We start from the raw sequence: 25,197 nt of genomic DNA on the forward strand, positions 1-25,197 counted from the left end.
CGGAAAGTGGACCACGGTACAGGATTAGGGGTTTTTGTACGAGAAGCGACAGGGGTGTCTTCGTTGGGCAGGTGTGTCAAATGCTTGATTCGTCGAGTGTTTGGCACCGTTATTGCTCCTTGAGTACAGGAACGCCAGGTGCGAATGGACAGAGAGTCCCGATTCAACCGGCTATCTGCACTATGAATGCGGAGGCATTACCATGTTACACAGATCGCCTAAACGAATGGTGGCCGTTGCCCTCTTCCTGGCGTGTCTGGTTATTTCGCTGACAACGGTGACATTTGCCGCTCCAGCGCCAACCATTCAGATACAGAACCCAATGGTTGAGGGGATTCGCTCTCCACTTCGGATTGCATCGGATTCACTGGGTGGCGTGTATGTCTCCGATTCCCTTGCAAAGGGAGTCCTTAAATACGACGTAGTTGGCCATTTGGCGCAGACCATAAAAACTGCCGCGCCTCCCCAGGGGATTGCCGTCGCCTCCGACGGAACACTCCTCGTGGGGCAGGGAACCTACGTTTCAATGTATAGCGCCGCCGGCCAGGAGATTGGAAAACTCGGCGCCGGCGAGGGGCAGTTCAAAATGGCCGATGGCATCACGGTGGACGACGACGGCTCCATTTATGTGGTCGACTGCCTCGATAACAGTGTGCAAATCTTCAACGCCGCCGGCAGCTTCGTGAAAAAATTCGGATCATTCGGCACCACGCCGGGCAAGTTCTCCACCCCCAGCGGCATTGCTTTCGAAAAGGTTTCCCGGCAGGTGGCAGTTGTTGACACGCGAACCGGCCGAATCCAGTTTTTTGACAAAACCGGTGCCTATGTACGGACGATAGGGAGTTTCGGCACGAACCCCCTCCGCTTCACTGCCCCCCAAGGTGTCTCCTTCGAGTATTCCAGCGGCTCGACGCCGGTTCTCAAGCGCATGTACGTGGTCGATACCTTCCAGAGCACCGTGCAGGCCATCGACCCGGCGGCAACGCCGGTATTCCTTTCCTACATCGGTACCTACGGGAGCGGCAACGGCAAGCTGATGGTCCCCTCCGACGTCCTCTTCGATCAGGCCACCGGCCGGCTCCTGGTGGTGAACGGCTTCGGCAACGTGTCCGTGTACGGCGTCGATGGCGGTGGCGTTTCCGTTGCCGTTGACCTCATTCCGCCGGCCCTCACCATAAACCCGGTCGTCTCCCCCTTCATGTCCCCGACCCTCGATCTTTCGGGCACCGTGGAGGCGGGCGCCAGGCTGACCATTGCAACCGGCGGAACCACGACGGTCGGCGCCATCTCGTTCCCGACCCCCACCACCTGGCAGACGACGTTGAGCGGTTTTGCCCCCGGTGGCACGACCATTACGGTGACTGCCCGCGACGCGGCAAACAACGCCACTAACCAGTCCGTAACGGTGAGCTATCTGCAGTCGGGCCCCATGCTGACCATGGAACCCCTCCCCACCTTTACCGCCGATACGTTCCAGCAACTGTCCGGCCTGGTTGATCCGGGTTCGGTGGTTACCGTGACCAACGCCACAACGGGTGCCAGCGCCAAGGCCCTGGTATTCGGCAATACCTGGAGCTATCGGTTGCCCCTCGCTGCCGGCGCCAACAGCATCACCGTCAAGGCGGAAAAGTCCATGAGCGCCGCCACGACGGTGAGCGCCACGACAACCCTTGACGCAATCCCGCCGGCTCTTGCGGTATCGGCCCTGGCCGACGGCAGCTATACGAGCGGGCAGGTCCAGAACATCCAGGTGATGGTGACCGATGCCAACCTCGACGTTGTCACCCTCAACGGCCAGCAGATTGTCCCGGTGAACGGCTCTTACAGCACCGCCATTACCCTCAAGCCGGGCCCCAACGTCATCATGGCGGCTGCTGTTGACCTGGCCGGGAACGTGACAACCGACATCCGGACCATTATCTATGACGGAACCAGGCCGGTGGTCTCCTTCACCACTCCTGCCGAGGGGACCTATGTCACCTCCGACCATGTTTCCGTGAGCGGAATCGTCGATGAGACAGCCGTCGTCACGGTTGCCGGCTTGCCGGCCCGCATGGACGGCACCTCCTGGAGTGCAGACGTCCCCCTCGTCCCGGGAATGAATACCATCGACGTGGTTGCCGTTGACCTGGCCGGAAACGTCGGTTCCGTCAAACGGACGGTCACCTACGACACCGAAGCCCCGGCCCTGGTGGTCAGCGCCCCGAGCCAGGACGTTGTCACCAACCGGCCGACCTTTGGTTTTGCCGGCAACGTTACCGATCCGAGCCCCGTGACCCTCACCGCCGAGGTCGATGGCGCGCCCGTTGCTGTGACCGTGACCGACGGGTCCTTCACCCTTGCGGTAACCTTCGCCAACGAGGGGAGCCATGCCGTCACCTTTACCGCCACCGACGCCGCCGGCAACGCGAGTCGCGTGACGCGGACCGTAATCTATGACGGCACCGCGCCGGCCCTTACGCTTGACCCGGTCAATACTCCCTATCCGTCGGTGCTGACCGGCACGGTGGAAGCGGGTGCGGCGGTCACCGTGGAGGACCGCAACGGTTCCGCCGGCACGGTTACGGTCAGTGGCGAAAAGTGGAACGCAGCGCTGGAAGTGGGGGGCTACGATGCCGCTTCCCTGGCCGTACGCGCCACCGACGTTGCGGGCAACAGCACGGTCCGCAGTCTCGTGGTCAACGTACCCGACGGCGATCTGAACGGTGACGGCGCGGTAACGGTCCATGACGTGATTCTGGCGCTCAGAATGTTCACCCGGCAAATGGTGCCGACGGCCAACCAGTTGGCCCACGGCGACATCGGCCCGCTCTATCAAGGGAAGGCGAAGCCCAACGGCGTTGTCGACCTTGTGGACGCAATACTGATCATGAGAAAGGCCCTCGGCATGCCGAGCTGGTAGAACCCCTCGGGGTGGATGCAGGACGCAGCGCGGCGTAAGGGATTACACGCAACGAGGTTTTCAAGATGAAGAAACGATTTCTGGCAACAGCGGTAATGGCGGCCATCATGGCCTGGGGAGCGATTGTGAACGCGGGACCTGGCAAGATAAAAAATACGGTTCACAATATGTCGAGCGTTGCGCCATCCGGGTTTGTAGGGACGAGGCACTGGTACAGCACCGACACTGATGAGGTCTGCGTTTTCTGCCACACGCCCCACAACGCCAAGCCGGCCCAACCCTTGTGGAACAAGGTGAATCCTACCCAGGCTTTCAATATGTACACCTCGTCAACCACTCTGACATCGGTGGCCAAGAAGGTAACAGCGCCGAGCCCCGAATCACTGTTGTGCCTGAGTTGTCATGACGGCCGCACGGCTATCAACGTTCTCCACAACAGCTCTGCCGGAATTGATGCTGGCGGTGGGGACAAAAAGCTGATGATTGGGGGGGTATATGATGATCCCACGGCCCCGGCGGGGGTTACCGGCATTCCGATGAATATAGACACTTTTACGATACCCAATACCTATAGGGCCAACCTCGGTAGGACTGAAGCTGACAGGTACGCCGGCACCAATCTCATGGACGACCATCCCATCTCCTTCTCCTATACCGCCGCCTATAACGAAAAGGTGGGCAGCGGATCAAGCGCCATTAATCCGATTGCCACTCCCTTGTCAAAGGGGCTGCGGTTTTTCGGTTCCAACAACCGCATGGAGTGTTCCACCTGCCACGATCCCCATGTGGATTACGGCATGGATTTCGATGGCAATCCGACCTATAGCGGCGGCAATACTGCATTAAGACCATTTCTCGTACGCGATAATACCGGCAGCGCCATGTGCCTGGCCTGCCACAACAAATAGGACGTGTCTGCCTTGCTCAGGAGCTCGCCATGTATGGAATGATAATGAAAGCCTCTGTAGTGATACTGCTGGCGATAATGGTCCCGGTTTCAGCGAGTGCCATCGATTTCCCCCATGAGACGGGCTCTGGCAAGGGGTATACCTGCTATTCCTGTCATACCGGCCACAGTACCCTCGGCACCACCAGTACCGATGCGCAGAATAACATATGCGTGACTTGCCACAAGGCGGGCGACCCCTATGGCCAGAAAAAGAAATTCACGATGTCGGATTTCGCCAACCCTTTCCGTACCTATACGAGCAGTCGACCAGCCATACTTTACCAGACATCCCACAACTGGGTTGGAAAGGACAATGTTCCTGCCGCAGGCGCCCTTCCTCCTGTCGATGTGCGCCTGAGCAAGTCGTTCCTGGTGGGGACCATTGCCTGCGCCCGCTGTCACAGTATCCACAACTTATATTCGTCAGTTCAGAACACTCGTCCCTTTCTGAGAACCCTCAATACAAACGACTCCATGTGCCTCGACTGCCACCGCCCCCGCAGCACCACTGACCATACCCTGGGTACCCACCCGGTCACCATGAACTACGCTGACAAGGCCGCGGCACGACCCGACGAGTTCTATGCCACGCCCCAGAACAGCAACCCGGCCAACCCCACGTCGGCCATGAAGATGTCCCGCAGCGGCGCGGTGGTCTGCACCACCTGTCACGGAGTCCACTATGCCGACTCCAACAGCCGGACCTTCGACAACGCCTCCAGCGCCCGGATGGGGCTCCTCTCCACCTCCCGCGGATTCCTGCTCCGGACCGACCTGAAGGGGGCCACGGTCACCGACCGGAACATCTGCACCAACTGCCACAAGTCCGCCAACGATTCGGCCAACACCAACGCCAGGGTCAAGAACCATAACGGCACCAAGAATCAAAACGTGCAGTGCGCCGACTGCCACGGCGGCCACGTGGATGCTGCCGACGGCACGACCCCCAACGTCTTCCTCATCAACCGCTTCATGAATATCTCGACCCAGTACGGCGCGGTCCGTAACGCCAAGGTCCTGTACCAGTACACCTCGGCCGCCCGGAAGAACTACAACAAGGATTCCTTCGGCGTCTGCGTGGCCTGCCACCCGACGCTCCCCCCCACCATCAGCACCCACCAGACGAGCACCAATGCCGCGGACTGCGGCTCGTGCCATACCCACTCCCAGGGGTTCTCGGCCAACTGCACCCAGTGCCACGGCTTCCCGCCCCAGGCCAACGTGGCGTCCGGTCCGTCGGGTTATGCGAAGGACGGCGTCCGCGACTACAGCACCTCGGGGGTCTCCAAGGATGAGTCGGCAACTCCGCACATCAGTCATGCCGGCGGCGGCTCCTATTACAGTTTCGCCTGCGACGACTGCCACAAGGGATTCGGACACAACCAGGGGACGTTCCAGGATGTCTTCCTCTCCCCGACCGGCACGAAAGCTGCGACCAACGGCGCCACCCCCGCATACAGCGGCACGGGGAGCGGCACCTGTTCAACCACCTACTGCCACTCCAACGGGAACGGCGTCTACACTTCGCCCACCTGGGCCAACGGCAAGAACACCATTATGGGGCTCGCGCCGGCGGCCCGCTGCGGCAGCTGCCACAGCGCCACTCCCGTCACCGGCGCCCATAACCGTCACATCGCCGGCGGCGCCAGCGGCAAGAGCTACGGCTGCGCGAACTGCCACGCCGCGACGGTGAGCGACAACACGACGCTCCTGGCCGCTGCCCGGGCCAACGGCGGCGCCCACGTGAACGGTGTGAAGGACAAGCAGTTCTCCGGGGCCATTGGAGGTCAAGCCCTCTCGGGGACTGACTGCTCCACGGTCTACTGCCACTCCAACGGCAAAGGTGCCGCGCCGGTCGTCGCCCCGGTCTGGGGCAACCCTGCGTCGGGCCAGTGCGGCGCATGCCACAAGGCAACCGGTGCGACTCCCATGGACACCTATGGCCATACGGCCCACCTGACAGCCACCTACGGGCCGAATCTCGGGACTGCGGTCTCCGCCTGTCAGAAATGCCATACCTACACCGACGATCTGGCGGCTACCCACGTGAACGGGATTGTTGACGTGGGGGCAACCACCTGCACCACCAACTGCCACAAGCAGAGCGCTGCCTGGACCGGCGGCCGCGTAACCTGCGAGAGTTGCCACACCACCCCGCTATCGGTCATCAACGGCTTGACCGCGCCGTCGAAACCGAATTTTACCTCCTCCGGCCACGGCCAGGCGGGTGCCAATTACGACGCAAGCCGCCAGTGCGTCAACTGCCACGACAACACCAGTGCCCATATCTCCACGGCACTCGGCACCTACAAGCGGATCGCCGTCAACGACAATACCCTCTGCTCCGGCTGCCACAACGACTCGGTCAAGGTGCCGACCGCAACCAAGCGCAATGTGCCGACCCACGCCACGGCCAAGGGTACCTACACCATGGACTGCAAGGTCTGCCACGACGTCCACGGCACCGGTAACCGGGGGATGGTCCGCACCTTCATCACCTTCGGCACCCTCACCTCCACCATAACCTATGCCACCACCGCCGATCTCGTGCAGCTTGTCCCGCCCTACCGCGGTGTCTGTCAGACCTGCCATACCGCCACGAGCCACTACAAGCGCGGCGTCGACGAGGGGGCGAACCACCCCACAACGAACTGCCTCAACTGCCACTCCCACAAGAACACCTATGCCTTCAAGCCGAGGGCCTGCAACGAGTGCCACGGCTATCCGCCGGCACCCAAGGGCTTCGTGGCGTCCCAGGCCACCTACTCGTCGGCCAAGCTCGAGAACTACTCGGGCGGTGGCGGCGCCCACGTGAAGCTGGGCCACCTCATGGCGAACCTCAGGCCGACCCAGGGCTTCACCCCGTGCCTCGCCTGCCACAATGGCGGACCGGCGGCCCACACGGGCGACGACACCATCTGGACCAGCGGCACCACCCAGTCGAAGAAGGCGCCGGTGACGGTGAAGATCGACCCGACCTACAAGTTCAACGCCACCAAGGGCCAGTGGTACTCGCAACAGGCGCCCGACGCCACCGGCAGCTGCTGGAACGTCAGCTGCCACTTCCAGCCGACACCACGCTGGTCCAACGACAAGTAGCGATCAAGAGGGGAGGGGCTGAAAGGCTTCTCCCCTCTGACGTTGCGGCGAATCGATTGAGAAGCGGCACAGTGTGTGCTATATGACGGGGAACAAGGCGTAATGGAGGAAATCATGAAGAAAAAGAGCTATGTACGTCCGAGAATCGTCGGGAGCGCGGCGGTTCACCCCTGCTGACATCCGGAACGACCCGCCGCAAGAGAGGTGCCGATTTACCGTTCGGCACCTCTCTTGCTTTTGGGAAACCATGACCATCTCATTGTTCAGGATTGCTTTCGTCTGCACGGTGCCGATACTCGCGCTGCTGGTGCTGCTGGCGCCTCGGAGCGCGTCTGCCGGCGTCATCACGGCCGATACGGTCTGGACGGGGAGCGTCACGGTGACCGAAGACGTGCTCGTCCCCGAAGGGGTCACCCTGACCGTCCGCCCCGGCACCTCCATAACGGTTGTTGCGGCGGAAAGCACCAAGACCGATCCAGAGTACCTCTCTCCCCTTAATGAAATAACCGTGCGAGGCACCCTGACAGTGGAGGGGACGGAAAAGGAGCCGGTCCGGTTTTCCGGCGCGGAAAAAAAGAAGGGGAGCTGGGCCGGGATTCTCGTCGATGGCGGCACGGCCGCGATCCGAGGGTGTCGTATTTCTGACGCGGACACCGGCGTTTCGGTGACGGATGGAACGCTCCGGCTGACCGGATCGGCGCTGTTGGAGAACCGGTACGGTCTCGTGGTGCAGGGGACAAAGGCCCGGGTTGCCGTGGCCGACTCGCGGATCACTGGCAACGATTACGGTATCTTCACCCTCCAGGGGGCCCGGGTGGCAACCAGCGCCACGGAGGTGGCTCGCAACGGGAAGAAGGACACCTACGCGGCAACCTCTCGTGGGCAAATCCCCCCGAAGGCGCAGCCAGTCAACGATGGCGCGCCCGTGGGCCGTCGCTACCGCGACATGGTCCTCCTGGGGGAAACCGTCTGGCAGGGAAGGATCGAGATCGACGGAACGGTGCGGGTCCCCGAGGGGAGCAGGCTGGTCATCCTGCCGGGAACCATCGTCGAGTTCACCCGGCGGGACACCAACGGCGACGGCATCGGCGAGAACGGCATCATGATCCAGGGGCGTCTTGTGGCCAAGGGGACGGCCGAGCGCCCCATCACCTTCCGCTCGGCCGCGAAGGTGCGACGGATGGGGGATTGGGACGCTGTCAATATTATGAACAGCTCAACGGGCCAGAACCTCATCGAGTACTGCCGGATCGAGGATGCCTATCGGGGGCTCCATTTCCACTTCTCCACCGTGGCGATCCACAACACCACCCTCACCGGCAATTACCGGGGCATCCAGTTCCAGGAATCGATGGTGGTGATGCGGGGCAACACCCTCTGCGGCAATCGGAGCGGCGTCCAGGGGCGGGATTCCGAGGTGGAGCTGACGGACAACCTCATCTGCACCAACCAGGTGGGGGGGAATTTTTTCCGGACCACCCTCACGGCCCAGGGGAACAGGATCGTCGCCAACGGGAGAGAAGGGCTCCGCGTGCGGGAGGGAGCCGCCACCCTTCGGGAAAACCTCCTCGACGGCAACCGCTTCGGCCTCCTGGTGGCCGACCTCTACCACGGCGAAGTGAGCCGCAACAGCATCACCAACAACACCGAAACCGGTATTTCCCTCAAGAACGTCGACACCATCGACATCGCAGGCAACGTGGTGGCGGACAACGGATTGAACGGCTTCAATATCCAGGACTGCGGCGCGCTCATCACCGGGAACCTGGTCACCGGCAACGGCGAGCGGGGGATGGGAATCCAGTCCTTTGCCGGGCGCATCAGCGGGAACGACTTCGGCGGGAACGGCCTCTACGCCATTGACCTGGACGGGAAGGACGACGTGGCCGCCCCGGGCAACTGGTGGGGAGGGGACGATCCGGCGCGGGTCGTTTTCGACCGGCACGATGATTCGGCGCTGGGGCTTGTCCACTATGATACGGCCAGTGCCGCACCCATCCCCTTTGTCTGGCCGCTGCCATTTGTGGCCTCAGATGCGGTCTGGCGCGGCGTCATCACCGTTGCCGCGCCCACAACGGTCCTCCCCGGCGCGGTCCTGACCGTGGCCCCGGGGACGACGGTGCAGTTTGCCGGCGGCGCGGGGCTCGAAGTCAAGGGCAAGCTAATTGCAGCGGGAAAGCGGGACAGCAGGATCGTCTTCACCTCCGTGGAACGCAAGGGTGCCTCGGACTGGAACGAGATTCTGCTGGAATATGCCACCGGCAGCGTCATTGCCCACTGTCTCGTCGAGTACGCCACCTGGGGCATTCACAGCCACTTTACCGATCTCTCCGTGTCTGATAGCGTCATTGCGCACAACTATGGCGGCATGCGCTTCAGGAGCGGCCCGGTACAGATCCGCCGCTCCCTCTTCCGGGACAACACCATCGGCATCAGGTCGTACATCGGCAACGCCCTCATCGCGGACAACCTGATCACGGGGAACGAGACAGGAATCTTCGTCCGGGAAAAGGGGGGCGGGCTGACGGTGACGGGAAACAGCATCTCCGGCAACAGCGGCTATAACATGCGGATCGGCGATTTCAACGACGAGGACGTGAATGCCCGGGGGAACTGGTGGGGCGAGGGAGACCCCGGCGAGACGATCTTCGACGGCCGGCAGGAGCCGGGGATCGGGATGGTTCTCTTTGAGCCGCACCTGACGAAACCTCCCACCGTTGGTCCCGGAAGCGGAGAAACGCCATGAGGGGACTATTCTGGCTGGCGGCGGCATGGCTGCTGCTCTTCTGTGCCGTGCCCGATGGCGCCCGGGCGGCGCTCCTCCGGGGGCGGGTGGCGGATATCGACGGCAAGCCCTTGGCGGGGGCAAAGCTCTTTGTCTACGACTCGGCCAACGTCCGGCGGCCGGCAACCTTCATTTCTCCCCCCTCGGCGGCGGACGGAACCGTCGTCGTCACGGTGCCGCCCGGAACTTACTGGGTGGTGGCGCGGCTCAAAAAGGACGATTCCTACGGTCCGCTCATGCCGGGCGAAAAGCACTCGGGTGAGCCTGTTGTCGTGGACCTGACCGCGGAAGCCGAGGCCGCGCAGGAGTTCACCGTGGCTGATATCCGTGACTTGGGGCGCAAGCACCGGGCCATCGCTACGGAGTCAGTGAGGCTTTCGGGTCGGGTGCTGGATGGTGAGGGGAAGCCGGTGGCCAATGCCTATGTGTTTGCCTCGGCCACCAGAGACGGCGGCCGGATTCCCGACTATCTATCGGCATGGACCGGTGCCGACGGCGGCTACACCCTCATGATCCCCGCCGGACGGACGTACTATGTTGGCAGCGCCACGCGTTTCCCGATGTCCGCATGGCACCCTTCGACGGAGGTTGTTCCCGCTGCCGGGAAAACGGAGGTTGCGCTGGATGTGGGGTTGGCGCTAGACTGAATGCACTGCAACCAGTTGAAACGACTGGGTTGCACTCAACACGGTAGACAGGGTGACGAATGAAAAAGCTTTTCTGCTGCATCGTGGCGGTTTCGATTCTCGCTGTTGCTCAACTCTCCGGGGCCTGTGTCGGGCGAACGCTCCACATCGGCGTTTCCAATACCGCCAACGAGCGGCTGCTGGGGGAGATGATCTCCATCCTCATAACCGAGCGGACCGGGACGTCGGTGAAGGTTCAGGTCTACCGGGACAGCAGGGAGCTGTACGGCGCCGTGAGGAAAGGGGAGGTGAACCTCCTGGTGGAAACCCCGGACCGTGCCCTGGAGGTGCTGGGAAAACAGAAGGAGGCAAACGGCGGGAATTCCCGTGACCTGATCAAGAGCGGCTACCGTTCCACGTTCAATCTTGCCTGGCTCGAACCCTTCGGCGGTTCGCCCCAGTATGCTCCCGTCCTCACGGTCGAGACCCTGAGCAACTACCCGGCCCTCCCGAAACTGTTGGCAAAGCTTTCGGGCGCCCTGAACAACGACGCCTATGCCCGGTTGCTCAAGTCGTCGGATGCCGGCGGCAAGTCCCGCAAGGCGGTCAGGGATTTCCTCAAGGCGAAGAAGCTGATCTGATTCATCCGTGCCCGTGACACAGCCCGATCTCCTTAAACGGACGGTCCGCTTCCTCGCCTCGACGGAACTGGCCGTTATCCTGTTCCTGGCAACAGCCCTCCTGGCCATCCCCGGCACCTTCACCGACAGCAGGGCACTCTACGTCCATCCGGTTTTCCTCTGCCTACTGGGGGGGCTGGCCCTGAACCTCGTCCTCTGCACGGTGCGCCGGTTCCGGTCCATTTCGGTGCCGGTGCTGATCCTGCACCTGGGAGTGCTGGTGGTCTGCGGCGGCGTCATGGCCCGGGCTTTCGGCTACGTGGCCACCGTCAACATCTATGAGGGAACCACGGTGGACACGGTCTACCGGTGGGACCTGAAACGGGATGTTCCCCTGGGCGCCGCGCTGACCATCAAGCGGATCAACCGGGAGTATTACCCGATCCCGGTCAAGGTGGGAGTACTCAGGGGGACGGTGAAGGATTCCCTCCACACCCTGAAGACCGGCGACAGCTTCGCGGCGGGACCCTACCGCGTAACGGCGGATTCGCTCCAGTTCCCCGCGGAAGTCCTCAAACTCTCCGTCTTTCAGGACGGACGGCTGATAGGCACCTGCGACACCGGGGGGCTGAGGGCGCTCCCGGCGAACTTCCCCTACGATTTCAAGCTGGTGGCGTTCCAGAATCCGGTCATGAAGCGCCTCTGGGTCGATCTGGCCCTCACGCGCGATTCCGCTCCCGCGGTGTCGGGAACGGCCGCGGTCAATGACCCCTTTATCTGGAACGGGCTCTATTTCTACAATACCCAAGTGGATGTGGATAAGGTGGGCACGCCTTTTGCTGGGATCCAGGTGGTGAGGGATCCCGGAAGACCCTGTGTTTTCGCCGGGTTCGCCATCATGGGGTTCGGGTCGATTCTGTCATGCGCCCGGCGGTTGAGGAAGGAACAACGGAAAAAGACGGTTTCGGAATAGTCGGCATGGATGGGACTGCATGGCTGTAAACATCTTCGGATCAAAACCAAAGGAGGCGTGCGAGGTCCACGGACACCATTCGGGGTCCGGGAACCGGATGCTCGTCGCCATGATTCTCATCTCCCTCTCCCTGGTGGTGTGGCACGTCGGGTCCACCGGCACGGGGGGGCACCCGGCAGCCTCCGGGGCCGCGCCGGTCCCGTTTCCCGTGCGGCTCGGCAGCGAGCTCCGGGATCTGTTCTTCAGCGATCACGGCGTCCTGGCCGAACTCCGGGACGTGTTCCCCTACTTCCTCGTCGGCATCCTCATCGCCGGATATCTCCGCACCTTCAAGATCGCCGTCAAGCTCCAGGCCAAGCTCCGGAAGTACGGCGTGCTCAGCGTCTTTATCGCCTCCTTCGTGGGGATCATCACCCCCCTGTGCGCCTGCGGCACCGTGACCACCGCCATCAGCCTCCTGGTGGCGGGGATTCCCCTGGCGCCGGTCATGGCCCTCATGGTGACCTCGCCGCTGCTGAGCCCCTCCACCTATCTCCTCACCCTGAACGATCTCGGCCCCGAATGGACCGCCATCAGGACCATCTCCGCTCTCTCCATGGGGATCTTCGCCGGTCTCGTCACCCACTTCCTCAGCAATCGGCCCGGGTTCCGGAAAAACGAAATCTTCATCGAGGGGGCCCTGGTGAGGGGGGACTTCCACGACGAGGACTATCCCGACGAGCGGCTCCGGTGCAACTGCCGGCGCCAGTTCGGCAACCGGATCGCCGTCAGGACCGGGAACAAGTTTCTCATCTTCCTGGCCAAGTCCGTGGAAATGCTCTGGGTGGTGGGGAAGTACGTCATCGTCGGCGTCGTCATCGGGGCCGTGGTGGAGCGGTACATGCCCCAGGAGTGGGTCTACCGCTTCTTCGGCCAGGGGGACCCCCTCGGCATCCTCTGGGTGACCCTGGCATCGGTGCCCATGTTCCTGCACCAGATCAGCGCCTCCAGCATCATCCACCACATCAAGGGCTCCCTTGGCGGAACCCTCGACGCCGGCGCGGCCCTGGCGTTCATGATCGGTGGGCCGGTCACCGCCGTGCCCACCATGGTGCTCTTCTGGAGCTTCTTCCGGAAGCGGGTCTTTTTCCTCTACATGTTCGTCTGTCTCTCGGGAACGCTCCTCATTGCCTACGCGTTCCAGGCTCTCGTCTTCACGCCCGGCGTCGATATCGGGAATCCCCTGCTGAAGGGGGTCGCTTCGCTGTCGGGGGGGGAGGCCTCCGTCATTGCGAAGCAGGATGCCAACGTGCGGATGGTTCTGGACCCGGGAGGCAAGGGGGTTGTCGCCACCTACAGCAACGCGGTTGACGGCCGGGGACCCGTGGTGTTCGACGGGGTACGGGGGCGTTTCACCGCTTCCCTGGCCAACCGGTATGACAATCGGGCCTACATCGGCAACATCGCCGACTGGCTCGGGGAGAACTCCCTCACCGCCGCCTCCGCCAAGATTCTCGTCTACAGCCTCGGCAATGGTGCCGGCGATGCCGCATCGCTCCTGGGAGAGAAGACCCTGGCCGAGCTGGGTGCCAGGGGATTTACCGTCAAGGCGGTCGAAAGGCATGATGTGCCGCGAATTACCGAGGGGGTGCTGGCAGGCTGCGGCCAGGTGTGGCTCTTCTTCGGCGACGACCACGCCGACGGGTTGAACGATGCCGAAGTGAAGCTCCTTGCGGACTTTAATGCCAACGGGGGGGGCGCCCTGATTGTGCCCGGCGTGGCGAACACCCGCGGGGCCAACCTCCTTGTGTCCCGCTATGGCGTGACCTTCTCCGGCGTTGCCGACAACGGTCCGGAGGTGCGGGTTTCCGCCGCGTCAACGGTTCTCAACCGGACCGCCGAGTGGCTCGGCTCCGTTCTGAAACTGGTAAAAAAGGCCTGACACGGGTGCCGCCGGCGCCCTTCACGTATCCGGGATGAGATCACCATATTCAGGAGGAATGGCATGAAATCACAGGTTTTTGATGTCCAGAAACTCAAGAAGTTCACCGACGAAAAACGCCACCAGGAGACCATCTGGTCCGATGACCACGCCCGGGTGAGCCTCATCTGCATGAAGCCGGGCCAGGAGATTATCACCCACACCCACCACGGCAGCCACATCTGGATGGTCATGGAGGGGACCGGCGAGTTCCTTTCCGGCAAGCAGGTCCAGACCATCACCACGGGGCAGATCGTCATCGTTCCCGCCTTCGAGGACCACGGCATCCGGAACGGGTCCCAGGAGAACCTCGTCATCGCCTCCATAACGGGGCAGGGGGATTAAAGCCTTCAATAACACGGAGAGACGGAGAACACGGAGTACTACAAATTCATTATTGCTAGATTGTTGTCAGACTGACATCTCTTGTGCAGAATTTGAGCAAATCAAAGCAATGTATTGATTTCTCCGTGCCCTCCGTCTCTCCGTGTTATTCAGCAGTGGTTTGTGAGAGCGAGGAAGGTGAACAACGTGAAGACGATACATCGCAACCCCAACGTCATGTGGCGCGAGGAGGCCGATGCCCTGGCCCGGGTCCAGGAGGCCATGGACCGGGGAGAGGAAGTGGAGGAGACCGGGACCTCGGTCCTCTTCTCCGGCGGGACCATGCTCTCCCTCAATTTTCTGGGGACCGAGATCTGGAAGCTCTGCGACGGCCGGGCCCTGGACGGCATCGTAGCGGAGCTCCTGCCACAGTTCGAGGTGGACGAGGCGGTGCTCCGGGAGGACGTCCGGGCTTTCCTGGACGAGCTGGCCGCCAAGGGGTTCGTCAGCCATGCCGAATGAGGTTGTCCTCGAAGCGCCGTTGACTATCAACTGGGCCATCAACAACAGCTGCAACTTCGCCTGCCGCCACTGCTACAGCCGTGGGGACACCCACGAGGAGCTCCCCCGGGAGGTCCTTCTCGCCTGTCTGGAAAAGGTGGCGCAGGCCGGGGTCTTCTCCGTCAATTTCGGCGGCGGGGAGCCGCTTCTCCATCCCGGTATCCTGGAGATCGCCTGCCACGCCAGGAGCCTGGGGCTGCGGATCTCCATGAACAGCAACGGCTGGCTCCTGGACCGGGAGATGGCCGGGGCGCTGCGGGACGCTGGCTTCACCAAGGTGGGGATCAGCATCGATAGCCACATCCCCAAGGTCCACGACCGGTTCCGAGGCGTTGCGGGGAGCCACGGCCGGGCCGTGGCGGCCCTGGGGGACCTGGCGGAGGCCGGCATCGACACCTCCATCTCCACGGTCATCTGCCGGATCAACAATACCGCCATCGACGACCTGGTGGCCTTTGCCCGGGAGCAGGGGGCGCGGCAGCTCAACTTCCACAACTTCAAATGCTCGGGGCTCGGCCTTTCCCACAAGGATGAACTGGACCTGACGCCGGAGGAGTGGCAGGAGTTCTACCGGCGCGCCCTGGCCGCCAGGGACGGGGAGAAGGGGCTCGACATCTCCCTGGATGATCCGATCATCGCCCTTCTGGGGGCCCGTGACACCGGAAGCCTCGTCAAGGGGAGCGTCTGCGGCAAGCTCTCCCTCAACATCAAGGCCAACGGCGACATGACCCCCTGCGGCTTCATCCCCATCGTCATCGGCAACATCGTCCGGGACGACCTGAAGCAGGTCTGGCGCGATTCGGCGGTGCTGGAGAAGATGCGCAACAAGAAGCCCACGGGCAAATGCGCCGGCTGCGGCAAGTACGAAGACTGCCTCGGCGGCTGCTCCGCCCGGGCCCTGGCCCTCACCGGCGACCTGAACAGCCCCGACCCCCACTGCTGGGCGTAATCCCCGCTCCGCTCCCTGCCGGATCAAGGATGATTCATGGAACTGGCATCCCCCATAACCATCTACTGGGACCTCCCCCCCGACGCCCATGAGCCGTCCCGGCTCATGGGAATCGCCGCCGACATCGTCCCCTGCCGGCCCCTCATGGTATGGATCACCTGCACCGCGCCGACCCTGCCCGACGGGCTCGGAGCGGTGCTGGAGCGGTTCCGGGAGAGCTCCATTTCCGTTATCATCACGATTGCCCTTTCAACCCGGGACGAGTCTGTCCGGGCCCTTGCAGGACAGGGGCTGGTCCGGGAGTTCCTGCTTGCCGTTGACCATGCCGGTCAGCTCGATACCGGGGAATGGAAGGGAATCGCGCCCGTGGGGATATCCTTCGCGGTGACCTCCCGGAACTGGCGCGAGCTCCCCGACCTGATGCACCAGTGCCCGGGCTACGGCATCACCCGCCTCGTGCTCCCCATGCAGCGTCTCTATGGCGACGAGCCTCCCTTCTTCCTCACCTCCCGGGAGCAACAGGAACTGGCGGATGCCCTGGCCTCGGCGGGGGGGACGTCGGGGCTCACGCTCACCATTCACGACCCCTTCCTCTGGCGGGCCTTCAATCCCGGCGTCCCCTTTCCCCAGGGGGGGTGCCAGGCGGCAAACACCATGATCGCCATCGCCCCCGACGGCGGGGTCTATCCGTGCCCTTCCTTGCCGGTGCGCCTCGGCACCGTGGGGGAGGCGTCCCTGAAGGAGATCATCGCATCCATGGCAAAGAAGGATGTGCGGCAAAGGCTCCTGGAGCATCCCGGCGCCTGCATGGCGTGCGGGGATGTGGCGGAGTGCCGGGGGGGATGCCGCGGAAGGGCATACGTCGTGCATCAATCGCTGGAGGGGGAAGACCCCGCATGCTGGTAAGGTATTGCCGGCCACTCACCGTCACAGGAAACCATAGATGATACGTTCAACCTTCAGGCGTTTTCTGCTGTTGTTCCTCCCCCTGCTCCTCCTTGCCGGCTGCAAGGGCGAAGGGAGCCGCCCCGTGGTGAAGATCGGCTACATGCTCTGCAACAACGAGCAGGAAACCATGTCCCGCTTCCTCCCCCTGACCCGCTACCTTTCCGATAAGTGCGGCGTCGACTTCGTGGCGGTGCCGGTGGATACCCACGATTTCGAGAAACGGTTCAAGGCCGGGGAGTTCACCTTCACCCATTCCAACTCCCTCATCTACGTCATCCTCCACGAGAACGAGGGGGTTCAACTGCTGGCCTCGGAGAAACGGGGGAAATTCGGCGCCCGCAGTGCCGGCGCCCTCATCGCCCGCAAGGGGAGCGGCATCGAAAAGCTCGCCGACATCCGGGGGAAGCGCCTCGCCTTCGGCCCCATGCTGGCCCCCACCGGGTATCTGGCCGAGTACGACCTGATGCTTTCCGCCGGCATCAACCCGGAGCACGACCTGGGGACCTACTCCATTCCTCCCGGCTCCTACAAGCATGAAAAGCTCATCTACGGCGTCCTCTACGGCCAGTACGACGTGGCCGCCGCCCCCATCCTCGACCTTGAAACCATGACCCGGGAGGGGAAAATCGCTGCCGACGATTTCGTCATCCTCGCCCAGAGCAAACCGGTTCCCTACTGCACCTTCGGCGTGGCCAAGGGGGCCGACCCGGCCCTGGTGAAGAAGGTAAAGGAGGCGCTCCTGGCCCTGAAACCCGCCGACACCGCCGAGGTGGACGGCGAACGGATCAAGGTGCTGAAGGCTGCCTGGATCGACGGCTACGAGGAACTCCTCGACAGCGACTACGACTCCATCCGCGAAATGGCGAAACGGGTGAATATGCCGCCGTATCAGAAGTACTAAGAAATTTAATAACACGGAGAAACTGAGGGCACGGAGAAAAAACCAAGCCTGACAGATAAGTTGTGAATCGATGCTGCTATGCTCAGTCATGGATTTTCTCTGGGAGATAGGTTTTGATTCCTCCGTGTTCTCCGTCTCTCCGTGTTATTCATGCTTATGGTGACTATGTTCAACGACACCTTCGACAAAATAACCTGGGCGCTTCTGGCGTTCGTGATCGTAGCCCTCGCAGCCCTTCTGGCCATGAACCACGGCGCGGGGGATGGCAAGGCCGCGGGCCTCGGCAAGGCGGTGGAGCGGGAGATGGCCTACCGCGCCCGCATCGAGCTGATCGGCAAGCTCTACGGTCCGGTGGAGGATCTGCGCAAGGCGGGGAAAAACCAGGAGGCGCTCCTGAAGCTGGATGAGCTGATCAGGAGCTATCCCGGCGAGGCCCACGGCTACATCCTTCAGGGGGAGATCCTCCGGGAGATGGGTGCCCTGGACGAGGCGGTGGCCTCCTTCGAGGCGGGGGTGAAGCTCAACGGCGACTACGTGGACGCCAGGAGCCCCCTGTCGCGGCGCGGCGCGATTCAGGGGCTCGTGGACGAGGGGCTCAGGAGCATCGGTGGCCGGGCCGCGGCCAATCCCGGCAACCGGAGCCTGGCGGCCTCGCTCGCCAAGGTCAACTACCTCAAGAGCAGGCTGGCCGGGGGGTGCGAGTGATGCTGCGGGACCGGCATTTCTGGATGGTGGTGGCGGCAGGGCTTCTCCTCGGGGGGCTCGGGGCGCTCCTGGCGGTCTGGGGGAACCCGGAGAACTCGGGAATCTGCGTCTCCTGCTTCATCGAAAACAGCGCCGGCGCCCTGGGGATGCACGATAACCCCCGCATGCAGTACCTGCGCCCCGAACTGATCGGCTTCGTCCTCGGCGCCATGGCCAGTGCCCTCCTCTTTCGCGAGTTCCGTTCCCGGGGCGGGAGCGCCCCACTGCCGCGGCTCTTCGCGGGGATCTTCCTCATGGTGGGGTGCGGTGTCTTCATCGGCTGCCCCATCAAACTGTTCCTCCGGCTGACCGCCGGGGACCTCACCGCCGTTGCCGGGGTCGCGGGGCTCGTGGCCGGGGTCTGGGCAGGGCTCCGGGGGCTTGCCAACGGGGTTGAACCGGGCCAGACGAGCCGGGGCCAGGGGCACGGTGGTCCGCTGATACCGGCCTTTTTCATCCTTCTCCTCGTCTTCCTCCTCATCCGTCCCGGTTTCATCCTCTTCTCCACCCAGGGGAGCGCCGCCCAGCATGCACCCGTACCCCTTGCCCTGGGGGCCGGCGTCGTGCTCGGCGCTTTGGCCCAGCGGAGCCGCTTCTGCATCACCGGCAGCATCCGGGACGTCTTCCTCATGGGGAAGCGGACCCCCGCCCTCTGGGGGATGCTCGCCTTTCTGGCCGCGGCGGTCGCCGCCAACCTTGCCACGGGAAGGTTCAATCCCGGTCTCCACGGCCAGCCCGGCGCCCATCTGGAGCACCTCTGGAGCTTCCTCGGCATGGGGCTCACGGGGTGGATCTCCGTCCTCATCGGCGGCTGCCCGTTCCGCCAGCTCATCAAGGCCGGCGAAGGGGATGCCGATGCCGGTCTCGTGGTGGTGGGGATGTTCATCGGCGGCGCCCTGGTGCAGTCGTGGGGGATCGCCGCCACGGCGGCCGGGGTCTCCCTGACCGGGAAGGTGGCGATTCTTGCCGGCTTCGCCTCGGTACTTGCTGCCTCCCTCCTCTTCCGTAGTCGGAGTATCTGAGCGGAAGTCAAAGTCCCGTCAAAAGGCGACAACCGTCGCGCATGTTCCCTTTTTTGACACCCGAACTCAGCGTCTTCTTTTCCCGTGACGATACGCTAACCGACTCCTGCATTGAGGGAAGGTATTGACGCCCATTCGGGATTTATGGAATAGAAATTGCTAATTTTATAGTTACCAAGAAATTCCCGCATGTCGTGGCGACGTTCAGAGGCAGGGAGGCCGAAGGCAGGCAAATTCGTATGGGGTGCTGGAGGCATGATATGAAGCCGATACTAGTGGCAACGGCCGCCATGATTTCCGTGATGCTTCTGACGGTAACCGGTGCCGGTGCCGCCATGCAGTGTTATGACTGCCACGGGACAAGCGCAACCACGGATTACCGCCCCGTCGACGCCACCTACCGCAATATCTCCACCGGCGGCTTCAAGGGGAATCACCAGACCCACATGGGAAGCGGAGCCTCTTCCGCTGACTGTGCCGTCTGTCACGGCGGTGGGGCAACATCCTATCTGAACAGTCACCGCAGTGGCAATGTCGATATCGCCGCCAACATCAACAATTCTCCCGCTACCGGAACTTACAGCCGCGGCACCTCCTTCGCCCAGAGCACCACGCCGACCCTCGGCACCTGCGCCACCGTCAACTGCCATTTTGAAGCCGCCACCCCCACCTGGGGAGCCGACCCCTCCCTGACCACCTGCAGCACGTGCCACGGCGCGGCGCCGGCCGACGGGAGCCATCCCGCCACCTCGGGAAGCGGCAAGAAGCACGGCGACTACTACGGCCTCACCACCAGCTCCTGCGTCAAGTGCCATCCCGACCACACCGCTGAAGCCAAGCCCTTCGCCCATGCCACGAGCGCCGGCAACCGCGCCCTTGTCGTCGCCTTCAATGCGGCACCCAACAGCGGCTTCGGCCGCTACACCGGCAATACCAATTACCCGAACTATCTTCCGAGCCAGGCTCCCCCCCGCAACGGCACCTGCAAGAACCTCTACTGCCACAGTAACGGCAGTCGCGGTTTCGCCCCCTACACGAGCAACGTCACCGCAACGTGGGGCGGGTCACTCACCTGCAAGGGGTGCCACAAGGCGGATATCGCATCGGGAAGCGTCATAACGAACGGCAGCCACCAGGGCCACGTAAACGGCATGACCATCGGCTACACCCAGATCAAGTGCGTCAAGTGCCATGCCGCCACCACAAACAGCAGCATGACGATCGTCAACACCGCCAACCATGTGGACAAGCAGGTAACGGTTGCTTTTAACAATACTTCCTCTGCCGCCAATGGCTCCTATAATGGCCAGCTTGCCAAGCCGGCGACCCCGTCCACCAAGGCCCCCGGTTCGGCGGTGGGCCAGTGCGCCACGGTCTACTGCCATTCGAGCGGCCAGGGGGATGGCGGCACCTGGCCCCCCACCTACCAGACCCCCACCTGGGGAACCTACGCAACGGGCCAGTGCGGCACCTGCCATGGCATCCAGACCAAGCACGACGCCTCGGGCTTCGGCTACGGAACGCCGACCCCCATGACCACTGGCAGCCACACGAGGCACCTCCTCTTCCAACTGGGCACCGGCAACGTCAGCGCCGAGCGCAAGTGCGCCGCCTGCCATTCTTACATCCTCACCGGTTATGCGCCGAATGCATGCAGTTCCACGGTCTGCCACAACGGCATGGTCCAGAAGCACGCCAACTACGAAATCAATGTGGGCATCCCCGACTATTACGGCGCCACGGCCACCTACAATGCCGCAAGCCTGACCCCCGGCACCGGCTACAGTTCCTGCTCCAACGTCTATTGCCACAGCAACGGACTTACGACCTCTCCCACCTATTACACCCCCACCTGGGGGACCGTAGCTGATGGCGCCTGCGGCACCTGTCACGGCGTCACCGCCGCCGCGCCTCCGGCCTCTGTCCCCCACGTGAAGCACATGGGGATCGCCAACCAGTACCGCTTCGCCTGCGCCGAGTGCCACAGCGGCAAGGTTCAGGTGACCGCCAACTCAACGGCCGCCCCGACGTTCACCAACCTGACGAGCCACGTGAACAAGTCGCGGGATGTGAAATTCGATCCGACCAACCCCTTCGGCACTTACTCCACGGCGAGCCTGAGCTGCCGCAACCTGTACTGCCATTCCACCGGCAACACCAGCGTTGCATCGGGCAATTTGCCCGGCGTCTACGGCGGCAAGGTCTATGCGCGTGTCACATGGTCCGGAAGCGTCACCTGCACCTCATGTCACGGCCGCTCCACCGCCAACGGCATGCCTGACTATACCAACGCCGGCACGCCCGGTTCCGATACGGCCAACAGTCACCCGAAACACGTCACGAGCAGCACCATCCAGTGCGTCGAGTGCCATGAAAAGACCACGAAGAACAACACCTCCATCCGGCCGACTACGCCCAGCTACCATGTCAACGCCACGAGCCACGATGTCTTCTTCAACCTGAGCGGTCTGAGTCCGAGCGGCACCTATGACAGTGCCCTGAAGAAATGCTCCAATACGTATTGCCACGGGGCCGGAGCTTCAGTTGCCTGGGGCGGGACCACCTACTGCAACTCCTGCCACAGCGCCAATGACGGCACGTCCGGCGGTGGCGGCATCAACAACTGGGGCGCCGGCGTAAGTGCCCACACCCTGCATGTGGAAGAGACAGCCACGCTTCCGTCAAAATACGCCAACTACTCCACCGGCAACCTGGGGAGTGCCGCCGCCTACCGTTTTGCCTGCGCCTCGTGCCACAATCCGGCCACAACCATCCACCTGAGCGGCTACGCCAGCGGCAGCTACCGGGCCCAGGTCTTCTTCGGGTACACCGCGCCGGGCAAGAAGCCAGCGTACACCTACACCGGCACGGCAGGGACGGCCGACAACGGTTTTGGCTGGTCCAACGGCAACACCGTCTGCAACCAGACGTACTGCCACTCAAACGGCGTAGGCGGCACCGGCGCCGCCGTTTCATGGGCCACCACCGCCAACACCGCCGGCGTGGGGAGATGCCAGAAATGCCACGGCAATGCCACCTATACCGCCGATTATCGTGGCGCCGCACCCTTGTACGCTTCAGGCTCCATCAGCTACAAAGGCTCGTCCAAGGGGAACGCCCACCAGCTCCATATCGATGCCGGGTCGGGCGCCGCTGCGGCGAGCGATCCCCAGTGCCTGCACTGCCATGCCGGCACGACAACCACCAATACGAGCATAACCAACAAGGTCAACCACATAGACAAAGGGTATGACGTGACCGCCGGCAGCACCTTTGCCGATGGCGACAACATCGGCGGCGCGGCAATCCCGGTGACGACCAGCTACACCTACAACACATCGGGGAGCAGCTGCTCCAACGTCTCCTGCCACCCGACCGGCCTCTCCGGCGCCAAGTCCACCGATGTCGTATCCTGGAACGACAAGCAGACCTGCGACGACTGCCACAAGGTCAACCTCAGCAACAACACCGGCTACCACCATGCCATGCGCAACTACTCCGGTTCGAGCGCCTCCTATCCCAAGGCAATACCGGGCGACACTGCCGGCTCCAACGACGTGAACCGCCGCTGCACCATGTGCCACGTGGACCATGGCACCTTCAGCCCGAACCTCAACGCCTCGAACACCACCTACGGCAGTGCCGGCAACCTGCGGATGTCGATCTACTCCTCAGTCACCGCCACCAAGGGGTACAGCAACAGGGACTTCTTTAAGACCGGCTCCGGCGGCATCTGCGTCAGCTGCCACAACAGCGAGCTCTTCAAGGACACCGGCAACGTCCGGGTGAAGAACGAGGCCAATTCCACGAAAACAGCCGCCATTGTGCTCAACAACTACACCGGCTCGGCCCACGAGTATGCCATAAGTTCGGTGATGAAACGCGACAGCAAGGTCTTCTACTCCGACTGCACCAAGTGCCATAACGGCCGCCGGAACGAGGTCGCCGTCTTCTCCGGCATGACCACCGCAGTGCACGACCGGGAGGTGAGAAGGATCTACGCCAGCCTCGGCACGAACCAGACAGACGGCATCGATGCGCTCTTCTGCTACCGCTGCCACAGCAACGCAACGGATGCCATAGGCGGGACCAAAAAGCCGACAGCAAACAAGGACTATTACGCTACTGCCGCCATGACCGCAGCTTCCCAGGACATCTGGACGGTCTTCAGCGGAGTCGGTTCCACTACCTACACGACCACGGCATCATCCACCCTGTACCTGCGGGACACGGGGGCAATAAACGCCGTTCCACCGGCAACCGAGCCAACAGCCTACCAATACAGTTCCGGGACCTATACCACCAATACCTTCACCCAGGAGGATATGGCGCCCACATCCGGTACAATCAATGCGACGACGGTCATTTCCACAGGCTCTACGGCAGCCCGCTATGATCGGGGCATCCAGTTCATATCGCCACAGATTGACAATACGGTAACGATTGCATCCGGTTCCACCTTTACCCTGACGATCAGGGAATACCGTTCGTTCGGCACCACCACGGACTACACCCGGTTTACCGTTTACAAATGGGATGGGGCAACGGCGACGCCGTTGAACACGAACGCAGCGCCGAATAACTTTGCCCAGGACACGGTTGCCATTCCTACCACGGCAACCAACAACGCACTTGCATTCACCACCAATTCAGCGGTGACGCTCAATCCGGGGGATGCCCTGATCTGTGAAGTTGAGTTCTACCATAGCTCGGGAACAACTGCCTTGAACGTGACCTATGCCTACGGTAACTATGGGACGGATGCCGCGGCTCTCGCGCTCCCCGCCGGCACCTACAACTGGCGAACCACTGCAACCACATCAAGATTTGGGCACGGTGTCGAAAATATCGCCTACGCCGGCAAGCACAAGCCATCGCCCACGGACGAGACGTTCACCTACCTGAGCGCCAACAAGCATATTTCCTGCAACGACTGCCACGACCCCCACGAGGCGCGAGCCGGAAATCATACGGCCGGCGGTACGACGCTGCCCAAGGTGTTGAAGGGGGCGACCGGCGTAACCACACCCACCTGGCCGGCGCTATGGACGGCACCTGCGCAATCGGCCTATGGCACAGCCCCTGCCGCAGCGACGGCGGAATGGCAGATCTGCTTCAAGTGCCATTCCGGCGCCAACAGTAATGTGACGACCTGGGGCGGGGCGGGGTCGAAAGCATTCACCGACCTCGGGCTGGAGTTCAACCCCAATAACGAGTCGTATCACCCGGTGATCCAGGCGCTGCCCGCAACCGGCAACAGACGTCTCGCTTCGACTGCACTGACGGGCGGCTGGACCCCCGGCAGCGTCATGACCTGTTCCGACTGCCACGCTGCCGATTCCGCTTCTTCCAAGGGGCCGCACGGTTCCACGGTGAAATGGATGCTGAATCCGAACACGACCGGCACGAAGTACTACAACTGGCCCTATACTTCTGCTGCCAATAACGGAACAAACGGCACCACCGGTTTTGTGATGGGCACCGGAACAACAACCGTGCCCACGGGTAACTTCTGTTTCAGTTGCCACGTGTGGGCGGGCGGCGGTGACGCTCATACTAATAAAGATACCAAGCATGCTTATGCGTGCGTCCAGTGCCATATCCGGGTACCCCATGGCGGCAAGGTGCTGCGGCTGCTTACGGGACCGAATGCGCCCCTTCGTTACTGGCCGAACGGCCAGAGCACTGGTCTGAATATTGCCATCAATGGCGGTGTCAGGCCGACCTCCGGAACCATTACCGAGAACGGCTGCACCACCGCCGGGGTATGCGGCAACCAGCATTCAGGGGCCGGTCAGAAATGGTGATAGTCTAGGTTTGCGACGTACCTCAAG

At 62.6% G+C, this 25,197-nt stretch carries 16 protein-coding genes; all 16 read left to right on the forward strand.

The window, feature by feature from the left end:
- Positions 1-202 precede the first annotated feature (202 nt).
- On the forward strand, positions 203-2,902 hold the full coding sequence (locus tag GMET_RS02775; protein WP_004512253.1) for an Ig-like domain-containing protein: 2,700 nt from the start codon (positions 203-205) through the stop codon (positions 2,900-2,902).
- A gap of 65 nt (positions 2,903-2,967) precedes the next feature.
- The gene (locus GMET_RS02780) at positions 2,968-3,810 is read left to right on the forward strand and encodes a cytochrome c3 family protein (RefSeq protein WP_004512254.1); all 843 of its coding nucleotides are present in this window, start codon (positions 2,968-2,970) and stop codon (positions 3,808-3,810) included.
- A gap of 29 nt (positions 3,811-3,839) precedes the next feature.
- Positions 3,840-6,950, forward strand: a complete 3,111-nt coding sequence (locus tag GMET_RS02785; RefSeq protein WP_004512255.1) for a CxxxxCH/CxxCH domain c-type cytochrome — start codon at positions 3,840-3,842, stop codon at positions 6,948-6,950.
- 247 nt (positions 6,951-7,197) lie between these two features.
- On the forward strand, positions 7,198-9,696 hold the full coding sequence (locus tag GMET_RS02790; RefSeq protein WP_004512256.1) for a right-handed parallel beta-helix repeat-containing protein: 2,499 nt from the start codon (positions 7,198-7,200) through the stop codon (positions 9,694-9,696).
- Positions 9,693-10,382 carry a carboxypeptidase-like regulatory domain-containing protein gene (locus GMET_RS02795; RefSeq protein ID WP_004512257.1) on the forward strand — a complete coding sequence of 230 codons (690 nt, stop codon included), beginning with the start codon at positions 9,693-9,695 and terminating at the stop codon, positions 10,380-10,382. Before GMET_RS02790 ends, GMET_RS02795 begins: the two co-directional genes overlap by 4 nt.
- A gap of 59 nt (positions 10,383-10,441) precedes the next feature.
- On the forward strand, positions 10,442-11,002 hold the full coding sequence (locus GMET_RS02800; RefSeq protein WP_004512258.1) for a hypothetical protein: 561 nt from the start codon (positions 10,442-10,444) through the stop codon (positions 11,000-11,002).
- Positions 11,003-11,015: 13 nt separating this feature from the next.
- Positions 11,016-11,954: a hypothetical protein gene (locus GMET_RS02805; protein ID WP_004512259.1), complete on the forward strand. Its 939-nt coding sequence runs from the start codon at positions 11,016-11,018 to the stop codon at positions 11,952-11,954.
- 19 nt (positions 11,955-11,973) lie between these two features.
- Positions 11,974-13,875 (forward strand): permease, encoded by a 1,902-nt coding sequence (locus GMET_RS02810; RefSeq protein WP_004512260.1) that lies wholly within the window; start codon positions 11,974-11,976, stop codon positions 13,873-13,875.
- Between the two features lie 63 nt (positions 13,876-13,938).
- A complete protein-coding gene (locus tag GMET_RS02815) occupies positions 13,939-14,259 on the forward strand; it encodes a cupin domain-containing protein (protein ID WP_004512261.1) in 321 nt (106 codons plus the stop codon).
- A gap of 186 nt (positions 14,260-14,445) precedes the next feature.
- Entirely contained in the window at positions 14,446-14,760 is a 315-nt protein-coding gene (locus GMET_RS02820; protein ID WP_011365686.1) for a GeoRSP system PqqD family peptide chaperone, read from the forward strand.
- A complete protein-coding gene (locus GMET_RS02825) occupies positions 14,750-15,748 on the forward strand; it encodes a GeoRSP system radical SAM/SPASM protein (protein WP_004512263.1) in 999 nt (332 codons plus the stop codon). Before GMET_RS02820 ends, GMET_RS02825 begins: the two co-directional genes overlap by 11 nt.
- A 36-nt stretch (positions 15,749-15,784) precedes the next feature.
- Positions 15,785-16,654 carry a GeoRSP system SPASM domain protein gene (locus GMET_RS02830; RefSeq protein WP_004512264.1) on the forward strand — a complete coding sequence of 290 codons (870 nt, stop codon included), beginning with the start codon at positions 15,785-15,787 and terminating at the stop codon, positions 16,652-16,654.
- 37 nt (positions 16,655-16,691) lie between these two features.
- The gene (locus GMET_RS02835) at positions 16,692-17,597 is read left to right on the forward strand and encodes a phosphate/phosphite/phosphonate ABC transporter substrate-binding protein (protein ID WP_004512265.1); all 906 of its coding nucleotides are present in this window, start codon (positions 16,692-16,694) and stop codon (positions 17,595-17,597) included.
- A gap of 165 nt (positions 17,598-17,762) precedes the next feature.
- Entirely contained in the window at positions 17,763-18,302 is a 540-nt protein-coding gene (locus GMET_RS02840) for a hypothetical protein (protein WP_011365687.1), read from the forward strand.
- Positions 18,302-19,363, forward strand: a complete 1,062-nt coding sequence (gene yedE, locus GMET_RS02845; RefSeq protein WP_004512267.1) for a YedE family putative selenium transporter — start codon at positions 18,302-18,304, stop codon at positions 19,361-19,363. Before GMET_RS02840 ends, yedE begins: the two co-directional genes overlap by 1 nt.
- A gap of 260 nt (positions 19,364-19,623) precedes the next feature.
- Positions 19,624-25,170 (forward strand): CxxxxCH/CxxCH domain c-type cytochrome, encoded by a 5,547-nt coding sequence (locus GMET_RS02850; RefSeq protein WP_004512268.1) that lies wholly within the window; start codon positions 19,624-19,626, stop codon positions 25,168-25,170.
- The last annotated feature ends 27 nt before the right edge of the window (positions 25,171-25,197 follow it).

It is taken from the genome of Geobacter metallireducens GS-15 (assembly GCF_000012925.1).
GTDB classification, from domain to species: domain Bacteria; phylum Desulfobacterota; class Desulfuromonadia; order Geobacterales; family Geobacteraceae; genus Geobacter; species Geobacter metallireducens.